29 protein-coding genes are annotated in these 25,900 nt (G+C 54.2%); 21 read left to right on the forward strand and 8 right to left on the reverse strand.

Annotated features, from left to right (window positions below; all coding sequences use genetic code 11):
• Positions 1 to 34 precede the first annotated feature (34 nt).
• The 3 genes from P1X16_RS03710 to P1X16_RS03720 form a co-directional block, all read right to left on the reverse strand.
• The gene (locus tag P1X16_RS03710; RefSeq protein WP_277226467.1) at positions 35 to 223 is read right to left on the reverse strand and encodes a hypothetical protein; all 189 of its coding nucleotides are present in this window, start codon (positions 221 to 223) and stop codon (positions 35 to 37) included.
• 26 nt (positions 224 to 249) lie between these two features.
• A complete protein-coding gene (locus tag P1X16_RS03715; RefSeq protein ID WP_346771248.1) occupies positions 250 to 1,419 on the reverse strand; it encodes a DUF4178 domain-containing protein in 1,170 nt (389 codons plus the stop codon).
• A gap of 163 nt (positions 1,420 to 1,582) precedes the next feature.
• Complete coding sequence (locus P1X16_RS03720; protein WP_277226469.1) at positions 1,583 to 1,936, reverse strand: S-adenosylmethionine decarboxylase; 354 nt, start codon at positions 1,934 to 1,936, stop codon at positions 1,583 to 1,585.
• Positions 1,937 to 2,443: 507 nt separating this feature from the next.
• Here P1X16_RS03720 and P1X16_RS03725 point away from each other — a divergent pair.
• On the forward strand, positions 2,444 to 4,399 hold the full coding sequence (locus tag P1X16_RS03725) for a prolyl oligopeptidase family serine peptidase (protein WP_277226471.1): 1,956 nt from the start codon (positions 2,444 to 2,446) through the stop codon (positions 4,397 to 4,399).
• Between the two features lie 344 nt (positions 4,400 to 4,743).
• Positions 4,744 to 6,237 (forward strand): M28 family peptidase, encoded by a 1,494-nt coding sequence (locus P1X16_RS03730; RefSeq protein WP_277226473.1) that lies wholly within the window; start codon positions 4,744 to 4,746, stop codon positions 6,235 to 6,237.
• A 136-nt stretch (positions 6,238 to 6,373) separates the two neighbouring features.
• On the opposite strand, the gene P1X16_RS03735 is transcribed toward P1X16_RS03730, so the two are convergent.
• The 5 genes from P1X16_RS03735 to P1X16_RS03755 all read right to left on the reverse strand — a co-directional run bounded on the left by P1X16_RS03735 (position 6,374) and on the right by P1X16_RS03755 (position 11,378).
• Positions 6,374 to 7,240, reverse strand: coding sequence for a S24 family peptidase (locus P1X16_RS03735; protein WP_277226475.1), 867 nt, complete (start codon positions 7,238 to 7,240; stop codon positions 6,374 to 6,376).
• 633 nt (positions 7,241 to 7,873) lie between these two features.
• Positions 7,874 to 8,323 (reverse strand): hypothetical protein, encoded by a 450-nt coding sequence (locus P1X16_RS03740; protein ID WP_277226477.1) that lies wholly within the window; start codon positions 8,321 to 8,323, stop codon positions 7,874 to 7,876.
• A gap of 691 nt (positions 8,324 to 9,014) precedes the next feature.
• Positions 9,015 to 9,737, reverse strand: a complete 723-nt coding sequence (locus tag P1X16_RS03745) for a SprT family zinc-dependent metalloprotease (RefSeq protein ID WP_277226479.1) — start codon at positions 9,735 to 9,737, stop codon at positions 9,015 to 9,017.
• Between the two features lie 463 nt (positions 9,738 to 10,200).
• On the reverse strand, positions 10,201 to 10,446 hold the full coding sequence (locus tag P1X16_RS03750; RefSeq protein WP_277226481.1) for a hypothetical protein: 246 nt from the start codon (positions 10,444 to 10,446) through the stop codon (positions 10,201 to 10,203).
• A gap of 8 nt (positions 10,447 to 10,454) precedes the next feature.
• Positions 10,455 to 11,378, reverse strand: a complete 924-nt coding sequence (locus P1X16_RS03755) for a S24 family peptidase (protein WP_277226483.1) — start codon at positions 11,376 to 11,378, stop codon at positions 10,455 to 10,457.
• A gap of 146 nt (positions 11,379 to 11,524) precedes the next feature.
• Here P1X16_RS03755 and P1X16_RS03760 point away from each other — a divergent pair, with 146 nt between their 5' ends.
• From P1X16_RS03760 to P1X16_RS03850, 19 genes are all read left to right on the forward strand, one after another.
• On the forward strand, positions 11,525 to 11,794 hold the full coding sequence (locus P1X16_RS03760) for a hypothetical protein (protein ID WP_277226485.1): 270 nt from the start codon (positions 11,525 to 11,527) through the stop codon (positions 11,792 to 11,794).
• Between the two features lie 37 nt (positions 11,795 to 11,831).
• Positions 11,832 to 12,212 (forward strand): hypothetical protein, encoded by a 381-nt coding sequence (locus P1X16_RS03765; RefSeq protein WP_277226486.1) that lies wholly within the window; start codon positions 11,832 to 11,834, stop codon positions 12,210 to 12,212.
• An 11-nt stretch (positions 12,213 to 12,223) separates the two neighbouring features.
• The gene (locus P1X16_RS03770; RefSeq protein ID WP_277226488.1) at positions 12,224 to 12,472 is read left to right on the forward strand and encodes a hypothetical protein; all 249 of its coding nucleotides are present in this window, start codon (positions 12,224 to 12,226) and stop codon (positions 12,470 to 12,472) included.
• Between the two features lie 267 nt (positions 12,473 to 12,739).
• Positions 12,740 to 12,988, forward strand: coding sequence for a hypothetical protein (locus P1X16_RS03775; protein WP_277226489.1), 249 nt, complete (start codon positions 12,740 to 12,742; stop codon positions 12,986 to 12,988).
• Positions 12,989 to 13,012: 24 nt separating this feature from the next.
• Complete coding sequence (locus P1X16_RS03780) at positions 13,013 to 13,603, forward strand: hypothetical protein (protein WP_277226491.1); 591 nt, start codon at positions 13,013 to 13,015, stop codon at positions 13,601 to 13,603.
• Complete coding sequence (locus P1X16_RS03785; protein ID WP_277226492.1) at positions 13,600 to 13,773, forward strand: hypothetical protein; 174 nt, start codon at positions 13,600 to 13,602, stop codon at positions 13,771 to 13,773. Before P1X16_RS03780 ends, P1X16_RS03785 begins: the two co-directional genes overlap by 4 nt.
• A gap of 4 nt (positions 13,774 to 13,777) precedes the next feature.
• The gene (locus tag P1X16_RS03790) at positions 13,778 to 14,215 is read left to right on the forward strand and encodes a hypothetical protein (RefSeq protein ID WP_277226494.1); all 438 of its coding nucleotides are present in this window, start codon (positions 13,778 to 13,780) and stop codon (positions 14,213 to 14,215) included.
• The gene (locus P1X16_RS03795; protein ID WP_277226496.1) at positions 14,212 to 14,625 is read left to right on the forward strand and encodes a hypothetical protein; all 414 of its coding nucleotides are present in this window, start codon (positions 14,212 to 14,214) and stop codon (positions 14,623 to 14,625) included. The genes P1X16_RS03790 and P1X16_RS03795 overlap by 4 nt, the downstream gene beginning before the upstream one ends.
• 151 nt (positions 14,626 to 14,776) lie before the next feature.
• Positions 14,777 to 15,094 carry a hypothetical protein gene (locus tag P1X16_RS03800; protein ID WP_277226498.1) on the forward strand — a complete coding sequence of 106 codons (318 nt, stop codon included), beginning with the start codon at positions 14,777 to 14,779 and terminating at the stop codon, positions 15,092 to 15,094.
• Positions 15,091 to 15,492: a hypothetical protein gene (locus P1X16_RS03805; protein WP_277226500.1), complete on the forward strand. Its 402-nt coding sequence runs from the start codon at positions 15,091 to 15,093 to the stop codon at positions 15,490 to 15,492. The genes P1X16_RS03800 and P1X16_RS03805 overlap by 4 nt, the downstream gene beginning before the upstream one ends.
• A gap of 2 nt (positions 15,493 to 15,494) precedes the next feature.
• Positions 15,495 to 15,917: a hypothetical protein gene (locus tag P1X16_RS03810; protein WP_277226502.1), complete on the forward strand. Its 423-nt coding sequence runs from the start codon at positions 15,495 to 15,497 to the stop codon at positions 15,915 to 15,917.
• Entirely contained in the window at positions 15,910 to 16,200 is a 291-nt protein-coding gene (locus tag P1X16_RS03815; protein WP_277226504.1) for a hypothetical protein, read from the forward strand. Before P1X16_RS03810 ends, P1X16_RS03815 begins: the two co-directional genes overlap by 8 nt.
• 8 nt (positions 16,201 to 16,208) lie before the next feature.
• Entirely contained in the window at positions 16,209 to 16,346 is a 138-nt protein-coding gene (locus P1X16_RS03820) for a hypothetical protein (RefSeq protein WP_277226507.1), read from the forward strand.
• A gap of 11 nt (positions 16,347 to 16,357) precedes the next feature.
• Entirely contained in the window at positions 16,358 to 16,615 is a 258-nt protein-coding gene (locus P1X16_RS03825) for a hypothetical protein (RefSeq protein WP_277226509.1), read from the forward strand.
• Positions 16,616 to 16,626: 11 nt separating this feature from the next.
• Positions 16,627 to 16,929 (forward strand): hypothetical protein, encoded by a 303-nt coding sequence (locus P1X16_RS03830; protein ID WP_277226511.1) that lies wholly within the window; start codon positions 16,627 to 16,629, stop codon positions 16,927 to 16,929.
• A gap of 26 nt (positions 16,930 to 16,955) precedes the next feature.
• Complete coding sequence (gene dnaG / locus P1X16_RS03835; RefSeq protein ID WP_277226512.1) at positions 16,956 to 20,477, forward strand: DNA primase; 3,522 nt, start codon at positions 16,956 to 16,958, stop codon at positions 20,475 to 20,477.
• A gap of 742 nt (positions 20,478 to 21,219) precedes the next feature.
• Positions 21,220 to 21,780: a hypothetical protein gene (locus P1X16_RS03840; RefSeq protein WP_277226514.1), complete on the forward strand. Its 561-nt coding sequence runs from the start codon at positions 21,220 to 21,222 to the stop codon at positions 21,778 to 21,780.
• A complete protein-coding gene (locus tag P1X16_RS03845) occupies positions 21,773 to 22,435 on the forward strand; it encodes a hypothetical protein (protein WP_277226516.1) in 663 nt (220 codons plus the stop codon). The genes P1X16_RS03840 and P1X16_RS03845 overlap by 8 nt, the downstream gene beginning before the upstream one ends.
• Positions 22,435 to 25,878 (forward strand): IPT/TIG domain-containing protein, encoded by a 3,444-nt coding sequence (locus tag P1X16_RS03850; protein WP_277226518.1) that lies wholly within the window; start codon positions 22,435 to 22,437, stop codon positions 25,876 to 25,878. The genes P1X16_RS03845 and P1X16_RS03850 overlap by 1 nt, the downstream gene beginning before the upstream one ends.
• The last annotated feature ends 22 nt before the right edge of the window (positions 25,879 to 25,900 follow it).

Raw genomic sequence — 25,900 nt, forward strand, 5'->3', positions numbered from 1 at the left:
GATAGCCGACTCAGTAAGTTGTAAAGTCACCATCTCACTTATGAAAGAAGCGAGCATGGCCACCAGAGCCATGGCTGCCGTTGCCATTAAGCGTCTCGGTATATTCGTTGTCGTCGCCGAGGAAGCGTATGCCTCGTAAGCCAGCCCATACAAACGTGCCGTAAGCCAGGGCGGCGGCCAAGACATAGTAACGAATACTGCTTAATTCACGCAGGAATTTCATGCGAAAGGGTGGTAAAAGGAGGATAGTTAATCTGCTTCCTGTGGCCCATAGTCACTGTTAAGCCAGCGGGTTTGCTCGAAGCTATAGCGCCGAAAAAACTGAATGCCAGGATAGACCAATAGAACCAACAAAGCCAGCACCGCATTAGAGTGCAAGGGGGTATTCTGCGATACTTTCAGGTCAACAAGCAGGCTGGTGCCGAAATCCGAAATAGGGTAAATATTAAGATGATAGCGGCCCGACGGGATGCCTGCCAACATAGCATCGTCTTGCTTGTTGCCTTCGCTCCAGCTTTCGCCATCTTCCACGCCAGAATAGTATTCTAAGCTCTTTGTGAATTCGTAGCTCACGCCAGTATTCTCGTTTACTAACGTAATAGGCACTTCCACCCACTGATTGCTCAGCGAAGACCGTAAGTCGAACTCTAGGGCAGCCGGTCCCTGGACCTCGAAAGAGCGTGTTACGATAACATTGTTGCTGCCTGCTGCAGTGGCCGTAGCGGCGTTGTCCAGGGTAGTAGGTTGGCTGCTGAACTGCTGTTGTAATAATAGGCGCTCGGGCTTCACAAACAGGAGCAGCAACTGCGTAATCACTACTGCCAAGGCCATCAGTGAAGCAAACCATTTCAATGCGGGCCAGTTGCCTTCACCAGGTGCTGGTTGAATCGCGCCCACGCCATTGCGCCGAGGAAAACGGCTTGGGTCTACTTGGAAAGCTGCTTCTATTTGAGCGGGCTCCAAATGTTCTCCTTTATACCAGTTGACCCGTTCGCTAGATTTTTGCTGCTCCTGCACTAGCATGAACGGTGGCAAGATAAATTCAGTGATTACCAGCTTTTGATCATCCAGAATGTTCCAGTCAAATTCCCCCACTGCATAAAGTATGTGAGGTGAGTAGCGGTTGTAAATCTGATAGGTGCCTAGTAAGGTGTCAACGTAGCTATGCTGTCCGGCTTGGGATGGAGTAGTTACTGTAAACTGTTTGTCAGTAGGCTGAATGAACATCCAGTGCCCCTCGTACACAGCCAACTGCGCTGTAGCTCCCGTAGCTTGCTGGAACAGCATGTATTCCACCCATTGTGCGGAGCTTCGGGTTTCTTTCTTCACCATAGCTCCCACCACGCGGTATTCATCGCCGAAAAGCGTACCGGTTGCCCCTACCGACAGAGGCAGCCTGGATTTCAGACTTTTTTGAATCCATTGATGATGCGCGGTGGAAGCAACCCCTGTGCCTCAAACAAAGTGCGACACGCTGGGCAGACGAAAAACGAACTATTCTTGGTGTCAAAGTAGCCAATGGTGGCGTTGCACTTTGGGCATTCAAGTTGCGCCGGGGCCACGGTAGATTGTAGATTTTCACTCATCGGCGCACCTCCGTTTTGGTTTGCTCAGTGCCCTCGAAAAAACGCAGGGTTTCTGCGTAGAGCTGCCGCACGGTGGCCGAATTGTCGCGCTGGAAGTTCGACAAAAACACGTCGAAGGTGGCCAGCCCGTATTCCGGCCAGGTGTGCACGCTCAGGTGCGACTCCGTGAGGCCGACCACCGCCGTAAAGCTGCCATTGGGAAATGTGTGGTAGACTTCACCCACTTTGGTGAGCTGCAACGCCCGGATCTGCTCGTTGAAAAACGACTGGCAGGCAACAGCGTTGGTTAAGTGTTGTACCGGCGCCGTAAACGTGGCCAGCACGTGTAAACCAGGAGTATAAGAAGACATAAATAAACAACAGCACGTCCGTAAACCGGACGAATAATAGGAAAGCAATAGTACGCAGAGCGCCGCTAATGCCAAAACCAACAACGCTATAGCTTGCAAGGCTCGCCTCCTCTAGTGGGTCCGCTTCATGCTCAGCCTTCAGAGACCCTTAATCAACTTGTGTCAATAGCATAGTCAATCGGGTTGTGTGGTCAGTCAGTAAAAACCGGTTCTAATTTAAAAAGACCGTCATGCTGAGCGAAGGCGCAGCCTAAGTCGAAGCATCTCGCGTGCTGACGCCGGAGTAGTAATCAGACGTCAGCACGCGAGATGCTTCGGCAAGCTCAGCATGACAGTTAGCATCACAGCATAAGGACGCATGATGCTTCGGCCGCACTTGTGCAAAAGGCTCTGTGTTACTGACTGTCCACAGACTCTAGTATATTGGACTAATAAGGTCTTTTCTTAAACTCTAGCCAGCTCGGCAGTTAAAAGCAACTCCGGGAAGGCGAACCTCAACTTGTTGCTATGAAGAAACACTTACTCTCAATAGGCTTGCTAGCGGCCTTATCCGCGCCAGCTTGGGCGCAGGACAACCGCAAGGAAATCGGCAATCTGGTGGTAGATGGCATCCCGGCCTTACCCGCCGACCTGCTGGAGCGCGTCGATCAATACCAGAACGTGCGGGGCGCGAGCTTCGCCGATTGGGACCGGGACGGTAAGGGCCTGTATATCTCGACGCGCTTCGCGGAGGTACCGCAGATTCACCACGTAGCCGCGCCCGGCGCCGACCGGCGCCAGATTACCTTCTTCAAGGAACCGCTTGGGGCAGTACAAGTAGCGCCCGATAAAAAGCAGAACGGCTTCCTTTACAGCCGCGACATCGGCGGCAACGAAAACTACCAGATCTACTTTTTCGACCTCGGTAATGGCCAGTCGCGGCTGCTGACCGATGGCAAGAGCCGCAACAATTTGCAAAGCTGGAATGAGGCGGGCACGCAACTAGCCTTCACCAGCAACCAGCGCAACGGCACCGACCTCGACCTTTACAGCCTCGATTTCAAGCCCAATGCCAAGCCCACCATGCTGGCCGAGCTAAAAGGCGGCGGTTGGGGCGTGGCCGATTGGTCGGACGATGGCAAGCAGATGATTCTGGCCAATTACAAATCCATCAATGAAAGTGAGCTGTACCGGTTTGATGTAACTGCCCGCAAGATGGAACGACTGCATCCAACGTCCACGCCGGTAGCCTACAGTGGGGTAAACTTCACCAAGGATGGCAAAGGCCTGTTCCTGACTTCCGACGAAGGCACTGAGTTTCAAACCCTGCGCTATTATGATTTAGCAACGGGCAAGCAGACTCCGCTCACGGCCGCCATCAATTGGGACGTGGAAGGCACAGACCTAAGCAAAGATGGTAGCAAGCTCGTCTTCTCCACCAACGAAGGTGGCTACTACAAGCTCTACGTGCTCGACACCAAAACCCGGCAATACCAGCCTGTTCCGAACATCCCCAAAGGCGTCATTGGCAACTTCAAGCTCAACGACGACAACCAACAGCTGGCCGTAAGCTTCGGCACCCCCACCTCCAGCTCCGACGTGTACGTGGTAAATCTCGCCACGCAAGCCCTCACGCGCTGGACCACCAGCGAAGTCGGCGGATTGAACCCGGCCAGTTTTGTGGAGCCTGAGCTGATTCAGTATCCCACCTTCGACCAGGTAAACGGCAAACCCCGCCTGATTCCGGCTTTCGTGTACCGTCCGCGCAATGCAACCGGCAAAACGCCCGTGCTGCTTAGTATCCACGGCGGCCCGGAGGGTCAATCGCTGCCCAATTTCAGCCCGCTAATCAACCTCTTGGTAAACGAGCTTGGCGTTGCGGTGGTAGTGCCCAACGTGCGCGGCTCCAGTGGCTACGGCAAAACCTACCTCAAGCTCGACAACGGGCCCAAGCGCGAAGAATCGGTGCGCGACATTGGTGCGCTGCTCGACTGGATAGCCAAGCAGCCTGACCTCGATGCCACGCGGGTCGGCGTGTACGGCGGCTCCTACGGCGGCTATATGTGCCTGGCCACCATGACCAACTACAACGCCCGCATGCGCTGCGGCGTCGATTTGTTTGGTATCAGCAACTTCACCACGTTCCTGAAAAACACCAGTTCCTACCGCGCCGATCTGCGCCGGGTGGAGTACGGCGACGAGCGGGACCCGGCCATGCAAGCCGTATTCGAGCAAATTTCGCCCATCAACAAGATCAAGAACATCACCAAGCCCATGCTGGTGTACCAAGGCAAAAATGACCCGCGCGTGCCCCTCTCCGAATCCGAACAAATGGTGGACGGCCTAAAGAAGCAGGGTACCAAAGTCTGGTACATCATGGCCAAAGACGAAGGCCACAGCCTCGCCAAGAAAGCCAACCGCGACTACACCTACGGCGCCATGATGCTGTTTCTGCGAGACAATCTGGTGAATTTGGTGAAGTAACATACCAACACTAGAAGCTAGAAAACTCGCTTCATTCTCCAACTAAGGGCCAGAAGTGATTCTGCTTAATCCTTGTTTGCCCTGACCGTCATGCTGAGCGCAGCCGAAGCATCTCGCGTGCTGACGCTGGATTACTAATCTAACATCAGCACGCGAGATGCTTCGACAAGCTCAGCATGACGGGTGGTTTGGCTATACCAGTAGCAACTGGTAACCACTCTTGCATTTAAAGGGAAACTAGTAAACTAGCCTTCAACCGCAAGGCTACTAGTCCTCACATTACCGTTCCAACCAGATGCCAGCCGCTGCGTACGGCAGAAGCTAAAGCATCTTATTTTGCCTGCATGACAAGAAATTTCCTTTCGCACGTAGCAGCCGCTGGCTGCTTAAGTACCCTTTTACTAACTGGCGGCGCAGCTACTGCGCAACGCAATCCTTTCACCGGCGACAAGCGCACCGCTATTAAAGAGGCCGACCTGAAGCGCGACTTATTTGCTATCGGTGGTGACCATTTCCGTGGCCGCGAAGGTGGTACGCTCGATGAACTTCGAGCCTCCATGTGGATAGCCGAACAGCTGCGGGCCAGCGGCCTCCAACCCGCCGGCGACGATGGCACCTACTTCCAATTCTTTCACATTCAGCGCACGCGCCTCACCAAAAATAGTACGCTGCGCATTGGTACTCACCAGCTCACCCACGGCCAAGATGCTATGGTTTTGGCGCCTGGCATTGCTTCGGTAAATGCGCCATTGGTATATGTGGGCACGGGTACCGCTGCCGAAATGGCGAACGTTGATGTGAAAGGGAAGGCAGTAGCTATTCTTTTCTCGGGTACCGGGCCGGCTGAATTGAGCTATCGGCGCTTCCTGACCGGTACCATGCGCGACCGGTCGGCGGAGCTGGTAAAGGCCGGTGCCGCGGCGGTGGTGTTTGTGTCGAATGCACAAGCTCAATTCTACTACGAGCGGTGGACTACCGGCTACGAGCGGGGCCGTTATGACTTGCCCGGCGGCCCCAACGTAACTGTAGTGGCGCAGGCGCCTACCATTTGGTTGCCTGCTGATGCGCTGTCGTGGGTGCGCCAGCCTGGCCAGCAGCTTACGGCTACCCTCAACGTGGAAAGCTTCAGCTATCCATCCGTCAATATTGTAGCCAAAGTGCCCGGCACCGATGCCAAACTGAAAGCCGAAAACGTGCTGTTCAGCACCCACCAAGACCACGACGGGGTGCGCAAAGCCGTAGCCGGCGACTCCATCTGGAACGGCGCCGACGACAATGCCACCGGTTGCGCCGCTTTGCTGGCCATCGGTCGAGCTTTTGTGCAGAAACCAGGGCGCCGCTCGGCGCTGTTTGTGTACCACGGGGCCGAGGAGCGGGGCCTGCTAGGTTCGCGCTACTACGCGGCTAATCCCACAGTACCCAAAGAGTCGATAGTGGCCGTGCTGAACGCCGAAATGATAGGTCGCAATGTCCCCGACAGCGCTGCCCTGCTTGGCTCGCAGCCGCCTCACCGCAATTCCAAAGATTTGGTAGCCACTGCGCTGGCAGCCAACCAAGCCAGCCCGAAGTTCAAGCTCGATACGCTCTGGGACAAGCCAACCCATCCCGAAGGCTGGTACTTCCGCTCCGACCACCTGTCCTACGCCCGCTTGAATATTCCTTCTATCTGCTACACCACGCTGCTGCACAAGGATTATCACACCCCTAAAGATGAGCCAGCGGGCATCAACATCACCAAACTGGCCGGCGTCACCCGCTGGATTTACCTGACCGGCTGGGCCGTGGCTAACCAAAACGAGCGGCCACCAGTAGATCCTGGCTTCAAGTTGGAGCGGTAAAACGAGTACGGCATCAAAGAGTCTACTGAGTAGTCGCAAGCTCTGATTAAGCTGAAAACAAACTGAGCGCGGCAGAAACGCTAAAATCAGCATTTCTGTCGCGCTCAGTTTGTTTCTGGGCAGGTGCGGCAACTATCTACTGCTTTTTAGCACCAGCCTGCGTTTCACGGATCATGCGTAGCATCTCCATGGTCATTAACTGAAGGTGCTCGGTGTTGTTGGTCATAAACCCAACCATTTCAATCAAGCGGTCCTGCACTTCACGGTTGTTGGCGGGTATCTGTGAAGTGAGAATTCCGCGCACCAGCCAAATCTCCCGGATGTCCTCCGCTTTTACCCGGTGTACTTGGTAGTGGGAGTTGTCGGAATAAAGCTCCACGATGTCGTCGGCGTGTAAGATGGGTGCGTTGATGCGTTTCACCATAATCATGTTCTCCATCACCACCACATAGGGGTAACCAGGCGCTAGGTTGGTCCACTTGTCTACGTAGCTGCACAGCACCATGTCTTTGTGACGGATAATGGGCATCATACTGTCACTTTCCACCTCAAACGCCCGTCCGCCTTGAATAGGAAAGCCAGGAATAGTAAACTTTACGAGGTCCTCTACAAAAGATGGGTCGCTGAACTGGCGGCTATAGCCAGCTTGCGCCGGAATAGGTACCAACGACATGTTTTCCTTGCCCTTGGTGTCGGTAGTAACTACCAGGGTACGGCCGTTGTCGGTGCGTAGAGGCAGGTTTTTGGTTACTTCAATTCCTACTTCAACATCTGTTGTAGGAGCGCTTATATACATAGTGCCTTGTCCTCGGATAAGCCATTCGGCACTCAACTCGGGGTAGCGCGTGAGTATGTCCAACAAGGTTTCATAGCTAGGCTTGTTGCGTTGGCGCAAAATGGAATACAGCTTTTCGGGCCTATCATAGCTCAACTCTTTGGCTAGCTGATTCACGGTAATACCTTTATCGGCTATAAAAGCAGCGAATCGTTCGTGCAATTCCATTTTGGTGCGTTTATGTTGTAAGGTGTCGTGCTAGGGCGTTAGTTTTCAGTCAGGTTACTCGTTGTGTGTTCAATATTTATTGGCAATAATAAAGGATATAGTTGTAATTACAACAGATGTACTAGAAATTTATGCAGTGTACATCATCAATTACATGTCATTGAAAATAGCGTTTGTGAGTTTGGCATGCGCTAAGGAAGGGCAGACACTTGAAAAGGGCGTTGTATCATAGTCGTAAGGCGTTGGAAGGAGTGGGCTGTGGGGGCTGGCCAAGTGGGGTAGGAGGTGTTAAACTTCTGCTGCCGGCTTCTGGCTCCACTGCCACCGACGATATTGCGGCAGCCACCGAGCCAGCCAGAATAAGGTAGCTGCCTATTGTTACAACAATAGCGGGCAATGGTACTTGCGTGGTAGTAAGTACCAATCCCAAGGCGCCTAGGGCGGAACCTATAGCGCGAACTTTGCGAAAAAACTGAGGGGTAGGCAGTCTCAACCGGTCCCATAGAGTTAGATTCTGGTGCTGATTCATGGCAGTGCTGATGAAAAATGAATGGAAAAGGCGTAGCAGAGCAGGAGCGAAGCTCCACTCGATGTGCCCGCACAACGCCGACTTATTTCAAGATCTGTTGAATATTATTCCTCGTTGAGCCTAGTATTGGCCCGCCACAAAATCTGTTCTACCCGCTCGCTACGAACCTCTTGGCGCCGTGTCGAGTCCATCAACTGATTCTGCCGCTCCACCGAAACCGATAGCAGTTTATCTAAAGCTTCCACTCGTTCGTGTAGCCGTAGCACCGAGTTTGCGCTTTCGCGGCGGCCTACCGCTACCTCCCGGGCCATCTCCGTCCGATGTTCTTGTAATTTGATTTCAAAAGCCTGCTTGTGCTTTACCTCCCGCGCCAATGCGGCCATCTGGTATCCGTCTACCTTCTCCAGCAAAGCAGCAATCTGCATTTCCTGCGCGCGCCGGTGTTCTTTAAGAGTTTCAACATCTCGCCAGCTTTTGATGAAATACAGCACGCCAGCTGAGCCCGCCGTTAACACCGACACCAGAACTCCCCAATAACTCATAAAGTCTTGCATGGTGCTCAGTAATTAAATTTGGACCACACCATGAAGGCACAATAGCGTAAGCTAATCTGCGCCAATACCTTGTCCTGCTGTGCTAGCCTGTTAGCACTTTTATGCCCACATCTCAGATGTGCATGGAGCTCAGGTTTGCTGACGGTAGATAGTGACACAGATCTACTGGTAGCATAACCGGTTTTGGTGACATTGTTAAGCTTGTTCATAGAGTATAAGATTAGAGTGCAAACATTAATACACAAATCTTGTATAATGTTGTATTATATACAAGTAATTAGGTAAAAATGTTTTGCCAAATCAAGTAACATTATCTTAATTCACTAAACTTATAATTATATAGTATTTATTATCAAGCACTTGTGAATTGAAAGCAATAGTAAAATTGCTGAAAAACATTCTCGTTTTTCAGGTTATGTTGTAATAACGTTTTTAAAGACGTCAGTAAGTCTGCAACTACTCCCCTTAATGCGCATTTCTTAACAGCCGAGCAATTGTAGGGAAGGGTAAGAGACCAAAGGGCTTTTAGAAGTAGTCTTGCCCTGTAAATACCAACTTCTCAACTAACTCTGCTGACTACTTAAGAGTCAGCACGAGCCGCTTGAGCTAATGCTTGCAACGAATAGCAACTCAATAGATGATCTAGTTTGTCTTAGTCAAAATCACTTCAGACTATGCTTGAACAGATGGTCTAGCAAGCATCTAGTTCAATAGGCAACTCTAGCATCGTCTTTTTCAGCTGCTCCCGGTAGGTGCGCCATGCGGGCATAAACCGATCCATCAGTCCCCAAAACCGCGCATTGTGTAGCCGCTCGTGCAGATGTACCAGTTCATGTACTACCACATATTCCAGGCAAGGAGTCGGCCGCTTAATCAACTCTAAATTCAACCAGATGCGCTTCGCCCGAATGTTGCAAGTGCCCCAGCGAGTTTTCATTTGCTTAACGCCCCAGTCGTTCACTTGCACGCCTACCACTTTCTGCCACTGCGCTACCATTTCCGGCAATTGAGCCTTCAGTTGTCGCCGGTACCAGGCCTGCAATACTTTCTCGCGTTGCTGCTGCGTACTGCCTTCCCGCACATATAAATCCAGGATTTGTGACTCGCGGCAAACCACCTTCGGTGTCCCATCAAATGCATGTACCTGCAGCAAGTAGCCCACGCCCTGGTAGTAATGCGTTTCTCCCGAAACGTACTGTAACTCCACCGGAGTCTTTTGCGACTTAAATTTTTCTTGGTGCTTGTTAATCCACGTACGGCGCGCGGCCACAAAATCCTGAATAGCTTGGTCGGATGTGCGCGTTGGTACTGCCACTCGGATGCGGCCGTCGGGGGCGTATACTGTTAGGCGTAGGCTGCGGATATTCTTGCGTACTACTTCTACTTGTAAATCACCAATTTGTACTGTTGGCATGGCGAATGGCAGCAAAAACGCTGATTTCAGCGCTGCTAAGTCTTCTTTATAGGGTAACGTGAACTTGTAGTCGAAACGGGCGGCAGCACATCGGCATCATTTCCTTACGTGCCCGCAAAGGCCATTGCGAAGCTACCAGACGGGTGCCTAGCTTCCAATAGGCCTAAATATTACAGCCGAGCCTTCAGCTCAGCTTTGGTGGCTTTCTAGTTGCCGCGCCTCTAGGCTTTAGCGGTTTTCAATCACTAGCATCTGGTTGGTGAGAGAAATCCGCTTTCCAAGGGCGGCATTTTAATAAATGGTTTTAAGCGAGTGGCCATAAAATATAAAAGCGACCTTTCCGAAAGTTGGAAAGGCCGCTTTTACGGCTGTTGAGGCTGCTTTTGCGCCTCTAGGTACCCAGAGCCGGGATACCGGACAAGTTTGACTGTGAAGTGGTTGGCTGTTATATGCTAAGCAGATGCTAAGCATTTGGTGAAACGGATTGAGGAAACGGCTGCAACATTTCCAGTATGCGCGTCTCATTCAACTCAGCTGCTTGACTAAATTCATGAACATGCCACTGGCCAGTGGCTCCATCACGAAGATGAGCCCAGCACTTGCCGGACTGCAGCTGCTCCTCGAAAGATGTTGTAAGCCTTTGGCCATGCTCGTCTACCAGATAGAGCACGCCGGCATGCATGGCTTCGACTGCGGTTACTTGTTGCATTAGGTATGTTAGGATTTGCGGGACGGTTTCTTGGATTTTAGGTCACGCACTGAGAGGCCTAGCTTTTCAGCCACTGCTTTTTTGAAGTCGTCGAATTCATCGGCCAACTCAGCGTGCTCTGCCTGGAGGTTGGCAACCTCCTTGGCCGCATCATAATGGGTGTTGACGAACTTATCTGAGAGCTTGGCTTTGGCACGCCATACCTCGAGTACTTCTTCGCCCTCCACCATCTGCGTGGTGTAGGAAATGTTATCGCTATTAAGCATCAGATGTCCGGACTCCATGAGCCGGTTATAAACTCGCTTCACTAAAATGTCGTCTCGTGTGACGATGATGTGCACGTCTCCATCTGTGATATCGGTAGCCCACTTATATAGTTGCTCCGCTATTATTAAGTCGCCAGCATAGATGGTGGTTTGCATAGAGTCTCCGGCAACTTCGAAGGCGCGGAACGTACCGTTCTTATAGCGAGCACCTGGTAGCGAGAAAGCCGGCAGATCACGAAGAAATTCAGGCTCTAGATGATGAGTAGGGTAGCCGCCCCGGGCCTTTGCTGTTACAATCGTGATATTTTCTTCACCCGAAGAATCAACAGTGACTGTGATAATATCAGACTGTTCTTTCTTGGAATTTTGCAATTGAGAGCCATTAGCAGCGCTCGCTCCTAGGTCTTCCGGCAATATCATCGCGCCTACCCCAGTCAGCAACCACACAGGGTTTGCCCGGTAGTAATTCAATAATAAACGGATTAATTGTTCTGAAAGGCCATTTTTTCCGGTTTCAACAGAGCTGTACGTCCCGATTTTGCCTTTCCAAGGGGCAATGAATTCGGCCTGCCTCAAACCAAAATGCTCCCGAAGCTCCTTCAAGCGCCTACCAGTGTCGCGCTTGAGCAGATCTTCTTGGTTTTCAGCCAATTTTTTATCGCTCATTTTCAATGTGTTGGCAATACTCTATTGGTTATAAATAGAATTAGAATTGCCTATTGGTTTAAAACCAATCATATTTGAGCATTCCTTTTCTATTCCGGAAAATTCCTGACAGGCTAAGGTAGTGAAAACCGAAAAGCACATTTCCCATGACCTCTACAACAGCCGCCCCTATTGCCCCTCTGGCCGTCCGTGGTCTGATGCCAGACAACTATCTGAAGCTGATCCAGGACCAACTGGGGCGCAAGAAAACCCGGGTCTATTCCGACTCGGTGATTAGTGATGTGGTACGCTCAGCGCGCACCACTCATCCTATTTGGCCCATCGTGCTGAAGCTGGCGCAAACGGAGAAGCTGCGCCGTGATGAAGAGACCCGCCTTAACGAAGAGTACCTCCGCTCCCTGGAGCAGAAGAAATAAGTGCCCGACCTGATTGCCCAACCTCTTATCTCATTTTATGCTCACTCCACACATTGCCTTACTGGCTGGCGGCTTTGCCTCCCTCGCAGAAGGCTTCCGCTCCGACGACGTGCTGCACGTCGCGGATTCCATCGACGGCCTGACGGCTGGCGAGGCACACCCTATCCTTGGTTACCGGCTCCTGCTCACCAAGCACCAGCGCGTCATGAGCGTGACAGCTTATGTGCCCGGCCGTCAGAAACCAGCCGTTGAGCGCGACCATCTGCGCTTTCCTGACCCACTCAGCCGCGAAGTACTCTTCTCATCCATGTTGCCGGTACGGCTGCACGAGTTGGAAGTGGACGTGTATGCCGAGTCGCTGCAGCTAGAGCGCCCTGAGAAAGGCCAGTTATCCATCAGCTTCCTCAAAGCCGCTTGATGATGAGCCAGATGTTCATACTGCCCGAAACGGTGCCGTCGCTGTTGCCCGGCCCAATCAGCATCCTGGAGCTGCGCAAGGTTAACACCGAGTTTCTACCGCCAGTACTCGTCAAGCTCACTTCCATGGAAGAGTTGGAGCGGCGTAAAGAAGAAATCGATAACGAGCACCCCCATCTGGCAGAGGAGACGGCCTGGGTGCTGCTCGACGAACGCCGGCGCCGGCGCAAGGCCCGCCAGATTAAGCTCCGAATTATCTGATGTGCTACGAACCTAGCTACCAAGAGTGGTGCCGCCTTGGCTTCCTGCCCACCACGGCCAGGGTTCGCAAGCGAAAGCGTCCGGACGGGCTACTGGATGTGCTCTACCGGGAAACCAATGGCTACTACTCCGCCTGGGTTTCCGATTCCCGCACCATTTGGCTGGTGGTGCGGGAGCTTATCACCACCGAGCCACTGCAGGACGATGAAGACCTGCTCACTCTACTTAAAGCTTTTCCATCCCACACGCTCGATTCCCCTTACCGCTATGATCCGCCCCTCTTTAGACCAGATCCGCATCTACTCGCCCGAAGCGCAGCTGAACCTAGTCGCCTGGATGCACCGGCTGTTGCGGCATGAGCACGCCCAGCTTAATCTGGCCAAGCTGGCCTACTTCGAGCAAGGCCACGCTGATGCCTGGCAACGTGACCACGACGAACTAGCTGCTGACTTAGCCAGCGTGGAAGCCATCCTCCTTAGCCTTTGCCCACTTCCAGCCCTTCCAAGCTGGATGTAATTCCCACCCTCTTATCTCTTTCCCATGCCTTGGATTCAAACCTTCACCGGTCAGGACTTTGACCCGTTCAACCCGAGCCCCGCTAAAATCAAGATTGAGGACATTGCCCATGCCCTCGCCAATCAGTGCCGCTTTTCTGGTCACACCAAGCAGTTTTATTCGGTAGCCCAGCACTGCGTGGAAGTGGCCAGCCGCGTGGCTCCCGAGTACCAGGGCCTGGCGCTTATGCACGATGCCAGCGAAGCCTACCTCGCGGATTTGCCTCGGCCGCTAAAAGCCATGGACCAATTCCAGTTTTACCGCGACGCCGAAAAGGTGCTGCAGGCGACCATCAACCATAAGTTCGGCCTTACGCCCACAGTCGCGGCCAAGCTGGCCATTAAGACCATGGACTTGCAGGTGCTGCTCATGGAAGTAGGCCTAGTGATGGGGCCGTGCAATGTGCCCTGGAATGATGCCAGCCTGGCACTAGTAGACCCGGCTCCTCGCCGGGTAGGCTGGAAGCCCCTCTCACCTGGAGCAGCTAAACGTGATTTTCTCAACGTGTTTTACCTGACGGTCGAAGCCCCTCAGCACAAGCAGGAGAGAGACCAAGAAGACGCCTGGGCCGCATGAGACGCTCCATCCGCAACCCTTATCAGCAGCAGGCTGACCGCAGCCAGTGGCTCACCTTACTCGGCATGGCCATCATCCTGTCTTGTGCCGCCTGCTGCAAGCGCTTCTTCCCGGCCGAGCCGGAGAAAACCACCCCAGTAGTTCAATTATCCTCCATCATTCAGGGCTAGACTCATGGTAGCGACCCCAAATCTCAGAACCCCAAACAACGTGACGGTGGCCAAAATGGCCACCGTTATCGTCAGCAAGGAAGTGACCCGCATGATCGGCCCGGATGGGGCCACTAATCTGCTCAAGATCGGGGCGCTGCTTAAGCTGATTTTGCCCCTGTACCAGAAGTACTTCGACGCGGTAGATACCGGCGTTATTCAGCTGGAGGACGTGAAGGGCCACTTTTCACCAGCAGCCTGGACGGCACTGACCAACCCTAAGCGGCGCTTATTGGAAGAGGCTATCAAGAAAGAGGTAGAAGCAGTCAAACAGCAGATTGCCAGCCATATGCTTTATCTGGAGCACAACGCTCACCAGATGGAGACGCTAGGCCCGGACGGGCTGGCGGCTTTGGAAAACATCATGCGGGAGCTGACCGGGGAAGGAGGGGAGCCGGTATGAGCACGCTGGACCTAAAGCTCTACGTCGATGGTGAGCGCATTATGTGGGGCTCAATTCAAGGCGATGAAGCGGAGGCTGAAGCCTTACGTGAGCTGGTAAACGAGATAATGCCGAACCCAGTCGACGCCCTGCAAAAGTTTAGAGCTGGGCTGAAATACCCGGATGAAATGACGCCAGAGCTAGAGTTTGTACTAGGGTGGCCCAACTTCAAGTGCGGCCCTTACGCCCAACTCTTTCGGGCCACTGGCGCTAAGATTCCGCCTAAAGCTGAGGCTGAGCAAGCCTTCGTTCTCAACTGGCTAGTGCGCCTCGTGCTCAAACATGGTGCACAGTGGGTCGAGGTTGCAAAAGAACAGGTAGCTGCCTTACAAGAAGCCATCAAGAACAAGTCAGAAGGCGAGCAGACGTGAAGTACTTCTCCGTTGCACTCATTTTCCTAGGGCTTTTTGCCCTGCTGGCCTTCCTCTTTCACATCAAGGCTGCTGAGAGTGAAGAGCTACTGATCACCCTTTTCGTGGTGTCATTCATTCTCACTGGAGCCGCTAAAAACATCATTAAATCATGACTTCAAAGCGCCTTTCAATCCTCGACAAAAAGACATTTCGTGTTGGCAATCGACTAGTTCAGATTCGAAAACAAGACAAGTTCAACAGCGACAAACCGCACCAAATCCACATCAAGGTCACCATTAAAGGTGTGACGATGATGCAAACACACAGCTATGAGGCTGAAGGTGTTGCGAACCGGGATGAGAAGTATGCCTACTTCGATGAGGAGATAGCGCAAAAGGTAGTTGAGGGTTTCCTGAGGTTCTTGGCCAACCCACCTAAAGATTTTAAGGAAGCGGCTAATAGCACGCAAGAAGGCGCTCAGCAATGATCCTCGGTTTCAAAACCCAATTCGTGCCTTCTGTAATAGACGGCACGAAGCCTCACTCGATACGACTCGGCAACCGGTGGCGCGTGGGCATGAGCATCCAGTTCTACCAGGACGTGCGCCAGAAGTCGATGCTCAAGTTCCGGGAAGATGCAGTGGCGAAAGTGGTGCAGGCCATTACCATCGCGGAGGCCAAAGAAAGCTTCCTCGGCCCGCCTAACCAGCCCACTATAACCATCGACGGCCGTCAGCTCACGCCGCTGGAGTGCCAAATTCTAGCCTGTACCGATGGCTTCGACGACTTCAAGCAACTGCTCGACTTTTTCCGCCAAAATCACGGCCTCCGATTTTGGCGACCCTTCACTGGCCAGCTGGTAGGCTGGACCGACTTACGCTACTAACCATGAGTATTTCAATAGAACAAGCCAAGCAAATCCGGGAGGATATCGGTGCTTCCCACTTGATCCTGTTGGCCATGTGGCCAGATGGCTCAGAGCATGTTACCACCCACGGCAAAAACGAGCAACAGGCACATGAGGCCGCTGATTTTGGTAATCGGCAAAAAAAGCACATGGGCTGGCCTGAAGATTTATGCCAGTCACAGCCAGCACAACGTGAAAACTGGGCTCGCAAGACGGCTGATCAGATCAAACAGCAGATCGAGGCATTAAGGAGGGAGGGCCAAGAGTATGCTGACGAATTCGAAAGCCTTGATTCCGAGGGTGCAGAAAGCGAAAAAGCGGGTGTCCTATTTGTCTCGATGCGCCAGGTGAGCTACGCTATCCAGCAGTTGGAATGGGTTTTAAAGCCAGATACCGATGAATAAGGTAACCATAGAAGTAAGCGGCGAAATCAAAGTGCAGTACGACGAAAACTCGCCAGAATTCAAGGATGCACTAGAATCCTACAACGAACTCATTAGCGATGGGGACGCTCAGGATATGGTGATTCACGCTATCAGCCAGCTAAAGACCTGGGGCGACCACTACAGCATGATTGAAGGTGTTGGCTACGTCGGTTTGATCGGTAGTCCAGTCCCCGAACAGCTGTATTCAGGCATTCAGGTGAGCAATAACTACGCAGACTTACACTACCAACCACTAGGATGACGCTCTGCATGATTGCTCTCCTTCTGAATGCCTTTGTGCAAGTAGCCAACGCATTCGTGCAGTGGCGCAACTACCGGATTCAAAAAGCCCACGCTGAGCGACTCTACCGCGACTTCATCCGCCAGTACGGCTACCCTCCCTACTAAATCTTACGGCTATGTTTTTCCCAAGAAGCGGTACCTGGGGTACCGTCTACCAGCCCTTGTTGTGGCACTTTTTCAAAGAGGACGGCACCCGGCTTTGTGACGGCAGCAGTGAGGTGCAATACACCCCTAGCCGTGCCCCGCGCCATGGGCTGCGCTGCGAAAAATGTCGCCAATTCGCCCGGGAGCGGCGCAAGGCATACGGCTGGGCGAATGCCGGCACTGATGGCCGCAGTGAACACTGGCCACCACTCCAGGGGCCGGCTTACTAACGATTGAATCCATGCCCATCAACTACAAGAAGTATCACCCTAAGTGGAGCCTGATCAGCCGCCTGATCCGGTTCCACCGGGCCGGCAACAAGTGCGAGTGGTGCGGCGCCGAAAACCATAAGCCGCACCCGAAAACCGGTTCCAAGGTGATTCTGACGGTAGCCCACCTGGACCGCGACCGGACCAATAACCGCTTCCACAACCTGAAGGCATTGTGCCAGCGCTGCCACCTCAATTACGACCGGCCCAGCCACATCCAGAACCGCAAATACGGCACCGAGCACAAGTACTCCACCCTGCGCCTCGACCTCTAATCTCTTTACTAGCCCCGCCGTTACTCATGCTCATTTCCGATACCACTATTAACCAGGTTAAGCAGCTCGATATCCTAAGTGTCGTTAGCCGTTACCTGCAAGTAAAATCCAAGGGCAACAAGCACGAGGCTTGCTGCCCCTTCCACGACGAGAAAACGCCTTCCTTCCATATACATATTCAAAAGCAGATTTATAAGTGCTTTGGCTGCGGGGCTGCCGGCGACGGTGTTGGCTTCGTGATGAAGCACGAAAATATCGGCTACGGCGAGGCTGTGAAGCAGTTGGCCGGCGACCATGGCATCAGCATCGAATACAAAGAGCAAGATCCAGAGAAAGCGGCCGAGCAGGCGCAGCTGCAACTGGAGCGCGAGGCCGTGCGCATCGTGCTCGATTACGCCGCGGCCTACTACCAATTTAACCAGGTACCTGAAACTTGGAGCAAGTACCGTAACCTGCTGCCGCAGACCCTTAGCGACTGGCGCATTGGCTACGCTGAGGAGGCCCCCGACTCCTTTTACAAAGCGGCCGTGCTGCAGCACCACTCGGTCGAGCTGCTTGTCAAGGCGGGCCTGGTGCGAGAGCACCGCATCGAAGGGGGCGAGCCCCGTTACTACGACGTGTTTCAGGGCCGGGCCATGTTCCCCATCCGTGACCACCGGGGCCGGTTGGTAGCGTTTACGGGGCGTCTGGTGAAGGATACACCGGCCAATGCCACCTACAAACCCCCGAAGTACCTTAACTCCCCGGATACCGTTTGGGATAAACGCTTACACCTTTACGGCCTCGACGTGGCCGGGCCAGCTATTCGCAAGCAGGGCTTCGTTTATCTGGTAGAAGGGCACATCGACGTGGTGCAGTGGCATCAGGCCGGCCTGACCAATACCGTGGGCGGTTACGGCACTTCGCTCACGGAAGAGCAGATCAAGCTGCTTAAGCAGTACACCGAGCACGTGGTCTTCGTGCCGGACAATGATCCGGCCGGCCGTGCTGCTATGCACAAGTACGCCTTGCTGCTGATTGAAGCGGGTATCCGGGTGGAGGTGCTCATGCCGGCCGACACCTGCGACCCGGATGATATGCTCCGTAAGAAGCTCAAGACTCCGGAAGAGGTAACGACCTGGCTCTCCAGCCGCCGTGACTACATCACCGGCGAGCTGCTGGCCGACTGCGAGCGGGAAGCGGTGCTCTCGCCCATCGACCGGGCCAACGCGGCCGAGCGCCTGGGGGGCGTGCTGGAGCTGTTGGCCAACCAAGGCCAGCGCCAGGCTTACTACGATGATCTAACGGCCAAGTGGTCGGACTTCAAGAAGCTCTATAAGCTGGTAAAGCGGGGCGACAGCACCGAGAATAAGTTGCTCGAGCAAATGAAGGCCGAAGCCCGGGCGCAGTACTTCGACTATGGCTTCTTTGAAAAGGATGGCTGCTTTTATGGCTACCATAACAAGATGGAGGTGCGCATCTGCAACTTCACTTTCGAGATTCAATACTTCGTGCTGAGCCAGGACGAGCCGAAATACGTCTGCCACTTCCGCAACATGTTCGGCAGCTCGCGCACCATTGCCATCACCACCGACGACTTCACCAGCGTGGCCACGTTCAAGAAGTGCGTGGGCCGGCTCGGTAATTTCATTTTCGAGGGCAATGACGAGCAGCTCAATAAAATCAAGATCAAGGTATTCCACGGCGTAGCCGAGGCCGTGCAGCCCCGGGCCATGCTCTACAACCCGACCGGCGACTTTACCACGTTCGCCAACGGGTTGTTCTACCGCAAGAAGTTCTATCCGGCCGACCGCTACGGCATCGTGCGGCTGCAGCGGCCGGTGGCCACCGAGGAGGAGCTGGCTAAGCTCCGGGGCGAGGCGCACGTGATGATCGGCGAGGAAGTGCACGTGCTGATATCGGCCGAGCGCCTGGCACTTAAGATTGGCCAGGCCAAGCTGGAGGAAGCGTTGGAAGCCGGCAACGTGTTTCACCTGGCGTACTACTTCCTGCCTTTTGCTTCGACGCTCAAGCTAGTGGAGGATGATGATGACATGATGGAAAACGAGCGGCGCTATCTGTTGCCGCAGAAAGGGGAGAAGCTTTCGTTCGAGCGCTGGGGCGAATTGATGCGCAAAGCCTACGGTCAGAACGGTGTGGTGATGACGGCCTACTACGTGGCCAGCAACTTCCGCGACATCATCTACCACGAAAACAACTACTTCTTTCCGCTGCTCAACCTGTTCGGGGTACGTGGTTCTGGTAAGAGTAAAGCGGCTGAGTCGGTGGTGGCGCCGTTCGGCCAGCATGCCGGCGACCCGCTGCGGTTGGAAGGGGGCGCGACCCAAACCGGTATCCAGCGCCGCATGGCCACGGCCCGCAACGGCATCATCTTTATCGACGAGTACAAGAACAGCCTGGACATGCGCATGATCGGCTTGCTCAAGGGCCTGGCCGACGGATCGTCGAAGATTACGGGCGTGGCCACCAGCGGCAACCAAACCAAAAGCTTCAAGCCGCTGAGCACCGCCGTGGTCGGTGGCCAGGACCTGCCGACGCGCGACCCGGCCCTGCTCAGCCGCTGCATCGTGCTGGAGTTCTCGGAAGACATGAAGCGCCAGAACAACGGCCAGGCCTACGACGAGCTCAAGGAGCTGGAGAAGAATCTGGCCACCGTGCACGTGACCTGTGAGCTGCTCGGCTACCGGGAGCAGATGAAAAACTACCGTTTCCGCAGCTCGGATATGATGCGCCGGGTGCGCAGCCACTGCAAAGAGGTGCTGGGCTTCGAAGTAGAAGACCGCACGGCCCTCAATGCCGTTTCGCTGCTTACCACGTGCGAGATATTGAGCGAGGCGGGCGTGAAGTTTCCCTTCACCAGCCAGGAGCTGTTCGGCATTATGATCGAGCGCCTGCAGCAGGTAGTCAATATCCAGCACACCAGCGACGATATCGAGCAGTACTTCATGGTGCTCGGCTCCATGGTTGGCCGCGAGATTATGGAAGACCGCGACTTCAAAGTGCAGAAAGAGGAGGACGGTATTACGAAACTTTTCGTACGGGTGCGCAAGGTGCACCCACTCTACCTGCAGGCGGCGCAGCGCCAGGGCATCGAGCCGCTGAGCATTGCCACCATTCGCAACTACCTCACCAAGTCGCGCTACTTCCTGGAAGACCGCCCCAAGGGCGTACGCTTTGGCGAGGAAGGCAACCCGACGAGCGCGTTGGTGTTCAACTACCAGATGATGCGCGAATACGGCATCGAGCTGGAGACCAAGCAAAAGCTTTCCGAGCTGGTGGCCAAGGATGATGACAGCCGCAAACTGCAGGAGAAGGTCATCATTGACGGCAACGCCGGCGAGCTGGTAAAGGCTTGGCTCGACGAGCGACCAGCCGATGACATCCTCGACGTGGCCACGGCCCTCGACGAGTTCAACGAGAACAAGCAGCCGGCCCTAAGCCACGACGCTTGGCTGGCGCATTTAAAGGAGTACGCCGGGGGACGCAATCACCATAATGTTGAATTTAACTCCGACTTCACCCGGTTCAAGCTAATGCTGCCGTTTTAACGAAAGGAAAGGAGGAAATATACAATAACCGAAAGGGCGCCTAGTGCGCCCTTTTTTTGGCCCCAGCCGGTTTGCGGGCCAATGCGATTTCTAGCACATAGGGGGTATATCATAAATTCTTTCCCTGTTTCCCCATACCTGTTATCAGAACAATTATGAATATGATTAATGTACTGCATACGTGTAGTTTATAAAAAGTAAGTAAGGGTATAATACCGGGGAAAGTTGGGGAAACGCGGGGAAAGTTGGGGAAACAGCCTGAAAACCGGGGAAACAGGGCGATGCTGAGGAGTCGTTTTTCACCCTGTTTCCCCGCCTGTTTCCCTGTTTCCCGAGGTAGGGTGAAAGGTAAGTAATTGGTATACAGGGATGTGGAAACGGGGAAACAGGGAAACTGAAAACAAGCCGTTTGGCCCTGGAAAAAACTTTTTTTGCTGCGTCCCCCTCCGAACCGCCGCGCCATTCCGGATTCATTCCCGTCGCACCACTTTTTATAAGCCCGTTTCAAACCGGAAAAGTGAAAGACTTAATGCGCTATTATCGATAGATATTATTTATCCAATAATCTATTACTAATAGAATTGGGCTGAGTATCTTAGCAAGGCACATAAAAGCGCGTTTTATGCCATGTATGGCAAATGTTTTGCGCTATCAGGTTTGAGTTATCAACCTGTACTCTAGCTATATTTTGTATCCCGAATTGTCCTCTGCTAAGAACAGGCAATTTGGTAGTATTGTCCTAATGAGAAAGCATAGCCACACGACTACTCCTCCTGAACTTCATGTTATCCCAGTTCGCCGGGCGGTGCTCAAATTCCTTGAGAAAAAGCTCGTCATCGAAAACAACGAACCTTTCCCAGTGGGCAAGAAGAGTCAGGTAGGGCGCATGCTTTATCATTTATTGCGCACGCCGCAAGACGACCGGCAATATGACTGCTCGGCAGAGCAGTACCCGGTTAAGTTCGTCGTCAGCGTGTCGCATCACCTTTCCTGGCTTAACGGCTGCCGCTACCTGACGCCCCAGGCCATTCATGATTTCAACCGCCAGGTGGAAGACATGATTGAGGAAGAATTTCTGAACTGCCTACGGGTGCTGCGGGCCTACGGCGTGCAGGTCGAGACCAAGCAGTTCGCCAAGGACTTCATGAGCCTGTATGGGTTCACTGAAGATGACTTCAGCCTTGACGCCCTGATCAAAGCGGAGTATCGTCGCCGAAAAGCGGCCGAGAGACTCCAAAAACCCTTCTTTCTTATCCCGAAATGTCCTGTATTCCCGGGGCCTAAAGCCTTGGCTCATGTCTGATTTGCCTGCAGGTCAACTGCGTAACCTATCGCAGTCTATCGACGACAACCTGGGCGGAGTGGAAGCCCTCTGGTACGTGCCGATTGAAGACGTGCTCTTCGTACCCGACTCGGAAGAGCCTATCGTGTACGAGAGCGTTGACCTTCGCCCGGGTGCGACCTGGTACCAGCTGGTGGCCACGCTCAATACGGTGCGCTACAACGAGCCCGGCAAGGAAGACCGCCACGGCGTGTTCTATCAACCCAAGCTGACGGGCGTGCTGGCTAAGAATACGGCTGCTTTAGCCGCAGGCCTGGAAGCTATGGAGGGTCACCTTTACTTGGTGCTCTACCGCGATGGCAATGGCCAGGTGTGGCTGGTCGGCTCGCTCGACGAGCCCCTTTCCTGGAGCGAGGTGCTCGATACAGGAAACGGCGTTAATGACCGCAACCAGAAGAGCTTCACGTTCGCCAGCGATACCACGCGCCGGGCTCGTGCCTATTTCGGTAGCTGGGTGGTGAGCGAGCTGGGCCTACAGACCGGGCTAGGCCTGCAGCAGAGCAGCGGCGGCACCATCGAGCTACGCACGGCCGGTGGACGCTTGCTGGCCGTGGTGCCAGTGGGCAAGCGGGTCGTGCTCAAGTCCGGCTTTAAACTCTCTTATCAAATTATTTAATGGCCGTTCTAACGCCCACCGCCTTTGTCGATAAGTGGAATGTCCGCTTTGCGACCAATGATTCCTTCGCTATCGACGAAGAAGATTTACGCGAATACAGCCAGGATATTGCCGATAGCTTCTCGCTTCCCCTTGCGGTAGGGGATATGACCGGCAAGATGCGGGTGTTTACTGGCTCGGTGGGTAGCCCGCAAGCCGTGGAGAAAGACAGCTTCTACGTCTCCAACCAGCGGTTCATTTACCGGGCCAAGAGCAACTTCAACGCCAGTGCCACCCCAACCAATAATGCCTACTGGGAATTGGTTCTGGAGGTGCCGGCAGCGGTACCCGTATTGCAGAGCACCGGGACCAGCACTACGGCCACCATCTCGCAGCAGGTGCTCACGCAACTGTTCGCGGGCGTCACCTTCACGCCCATCGCGAAGGATCAGTATGGTATCCATCCGGCCTTGGCCACCGAGCAAACTGCTTTTGCTTATCTGCTGCAGCGGCTAAACCAGCTGGTGCCGATACAGGTGCCTGCTAAGCCAACGGATATCCGGGTGGATGATGTGGCCAATACGCTCAGCGCGAAGCTTGTGCCCGGTTACCCTAGCCTGGTGCTTTACGAAGGCTTTGGCTTTCCAGGCATAGCCGGCACCGTACCCTTAACGAGCGAGAACGCCTATATCCAAGACGGCTATCTGTTCATGCAGGGGCTGAGCGGACCTATTGATATTGATGGGGCAGGTTTCCGAGTTGCCGCTAATGGTAGCCAGCCAGCAGGTCCGTTTGCAACAAACCCCCGACCGTTCACTGGCCCAGCCGTAGTACCCGGGCCAACGCTTACGCAAGCGCAGCCCGCAAGTGGGGTTGTGGGTACTCAGATTATCTTTACTGGTACCAACCTAAGCGGCGCTGTCACCGCCTTCAATGGCACGCCAGCGGCTCCTGTTAGCATTACAGCTACCCAAATTGTGGTGGCCGTACCTGCTGGTGCTACTCCGGGCAATTTCACCGCTACCACCAACGCTGGTACCGCTTCGCTTTACTTCACGGTTACGGCGCCGGCGGCTAACGTGCTGCCTAGTGCCAACGCGGGCTCGGACGCTACCATTCAACTGCCCACCAATTCCATTGCCTTGCTGGGTAGCGGCTCGGATTCCGATGGCACCATTACGGGCTACCAGTGGCGACAAGTAACTGGTCCCAACAACGCGACGGGCGTACCTGCTAACACGCAGAATGTGGTGGCTAGTAACTTGATTGCCGGCGCGTATCAGTTCGGCTTTAAGACAATTGATAACAAGAGCGCGGAGTCGCAAGAAGATTTTGTCTTGGTCACCGTCAATGCCGCAACACCGGTTGGGAATACCGGGCCGCTGGTGATGAGCAGCAACCTGTTCACGCAAAATGCCTTTGACGATGATTATTCCAGCATAGCGCCCAACTACCGCAGGCGTTCGGCCTTAGCTACCAGTGTGCCAATTTCTATCTCGGGAGCTACGGCGGTGAAGATTACGCATGTGGTCACGCAGAATGATGCGTACACGCAGGCTGGGTCGGGCTATGCTACCATAGACGGGGCACAGAAAACTTACTTCGATAATGCGGGGCAGCTGACGCGTGAGTTTACGTTGGCGCTACCAGACCTCGGTACGCACGTTCTGAAGCTCTATGAAGGCTCACAGCAGCGGCCCGAAGAAGAGGGCAGCATCTTGACTGGTGGCACCTTTACGAAAGTGGAAGTAGTGGGCACCAATGCCACGTATAGTGTAGGCGCGGCCACCAAAACACCAGATGGGGCTTACCTTACGGGTGACTCCATAACCGTATCAACTGGCGCAACGCGCATTGATTTCGGCTTAATCCCACGTTTGCGGGCGCTGCTAGGTTTCGATGTAGCCGCGGGCGGTTATGGCTGGAAGGGCTTGATTCCTTCCCTCGGTACGCCGGAATTGCGCCAGCAGGAGTTAGGCAGGGTGCAAGCGTTTCTGTCCGGCCGGACGGGTCGGCGGATTTACGTGCTCGATATGAGCACCAACGACCACGGCGTAGGCTACGGCACCCCCGCGCAAGCGGCGGCGGCAGCGCAAGCAATGATTGAGCTGGTTAGGGGCTGGGATTCCGCAGTGGAAATCTATCTTAAAACGCCCCTATTCAAAGTCAACAGCGGCGCGAATGGGTTAGGCTTTACGCTCCAGAATTATACGGATGCGATAATAGGCGTCGGCAACAACTTAGCGTATGTCAAGCTGATGAATGCCACCAACTGGTGGTCCCAGGCTGACCTTCACACTGACCTGCTACACGGTAACGACGGCGGGTACTCCATCTCCGCTGCCCGTTATTTCGAGCGGATCAGCTCTAGCGTGCAAGCGGATGGGGATTACAGCGAAGCCGTCCGGTTGAACGAGACGGTAATGGACGCCACCACGGCGGGCACCTATGCGCTGATGCGCGACACGCAGAATTACAATTATCAGGATTTCACCGTCATCGGGAGAACTACCTTGGCGCAGCTCTACGGGGCGCAGCAGATTGCTGCCAAAGCGGTAGTAGATGTGTCCGGCGTGGGCGGAACGGGCATGTTCGGCGTGTATACCAGTCTCGACGGGGTATTAAGCGCGGGCGTATTTCCCGCCGCTGGAGGCGTCGGGACGACGCTCAACTCCGGCGCGGGAGCACTCGCTGCGAACGTCGCCTTTAATTACGCGCTGGTATCGAGCCGGAGCGAAGTCCGCTTGCATTTGAACGGGCAAGTTTTCAGCGGCGCGGCGGTGGCAAACGTGGGCGCTATCTTGGATAACCTCACCTTTGGCGGGGTGCGCAAGATCAATCCGTCCGGCTCCGGAAATGCCATGAACGGCACGTTGCAGCGGGGTTGCTTCTGGAATATTGCGCTGGACGCGGCAACTATCAGCAGCATCTTTGCTGCGAACTGCGTGCTCACGCCAGCCCAGTATGAGAATCCAAATTGCTTGCTCGACACTTCTTTCCGCACCAAGCTCGGCAGCACGGTAGCGTATAACCGGGCTGATCCAACCCGTAATCTGGACTTTGTGCAGGGGCAAACGGTGGCGCCAAGCGGCCCCGCGCCAAGTGGGGCCGGTACGTACCGCGCGAATGATGTCAACGCCTTTGAAACCACGGCCTCGGACTGGACGCGTGACGGACAGTACGGCGGCATTGCTTACACGACGCTGTTCAATGCTATTGGCACGTTCCGATTCACCGGCTCGGCGCTAACCCTCAGAGGCAACAAGTTTCCAGATGGGGGCCGCATCAAACTCACGTTGGATGGTAATGCAACGATTATCGACACCAACAACGGGGAAACTGTGACCGATACATTCCTGCACTCCTTTGCCGGTCTGGGTGGGGGAACGCACACGCTGCTAGTGGAGAAAGCCGATAACAATGTGCAATTCATTGTTGTCAGCGCTTTTGTGGTAACGGGGTAAGCAGGCAAGCGCAGCAATAAAA

It is taken from the genome of Hymenobacter sp. YC55, from assembly GCF_029433095.1.
Lineage (GTDB): Bacteria > Bacteroidota > Bacteroidia > Cytophagales > Hymenobacteraceae > Hymenobacter.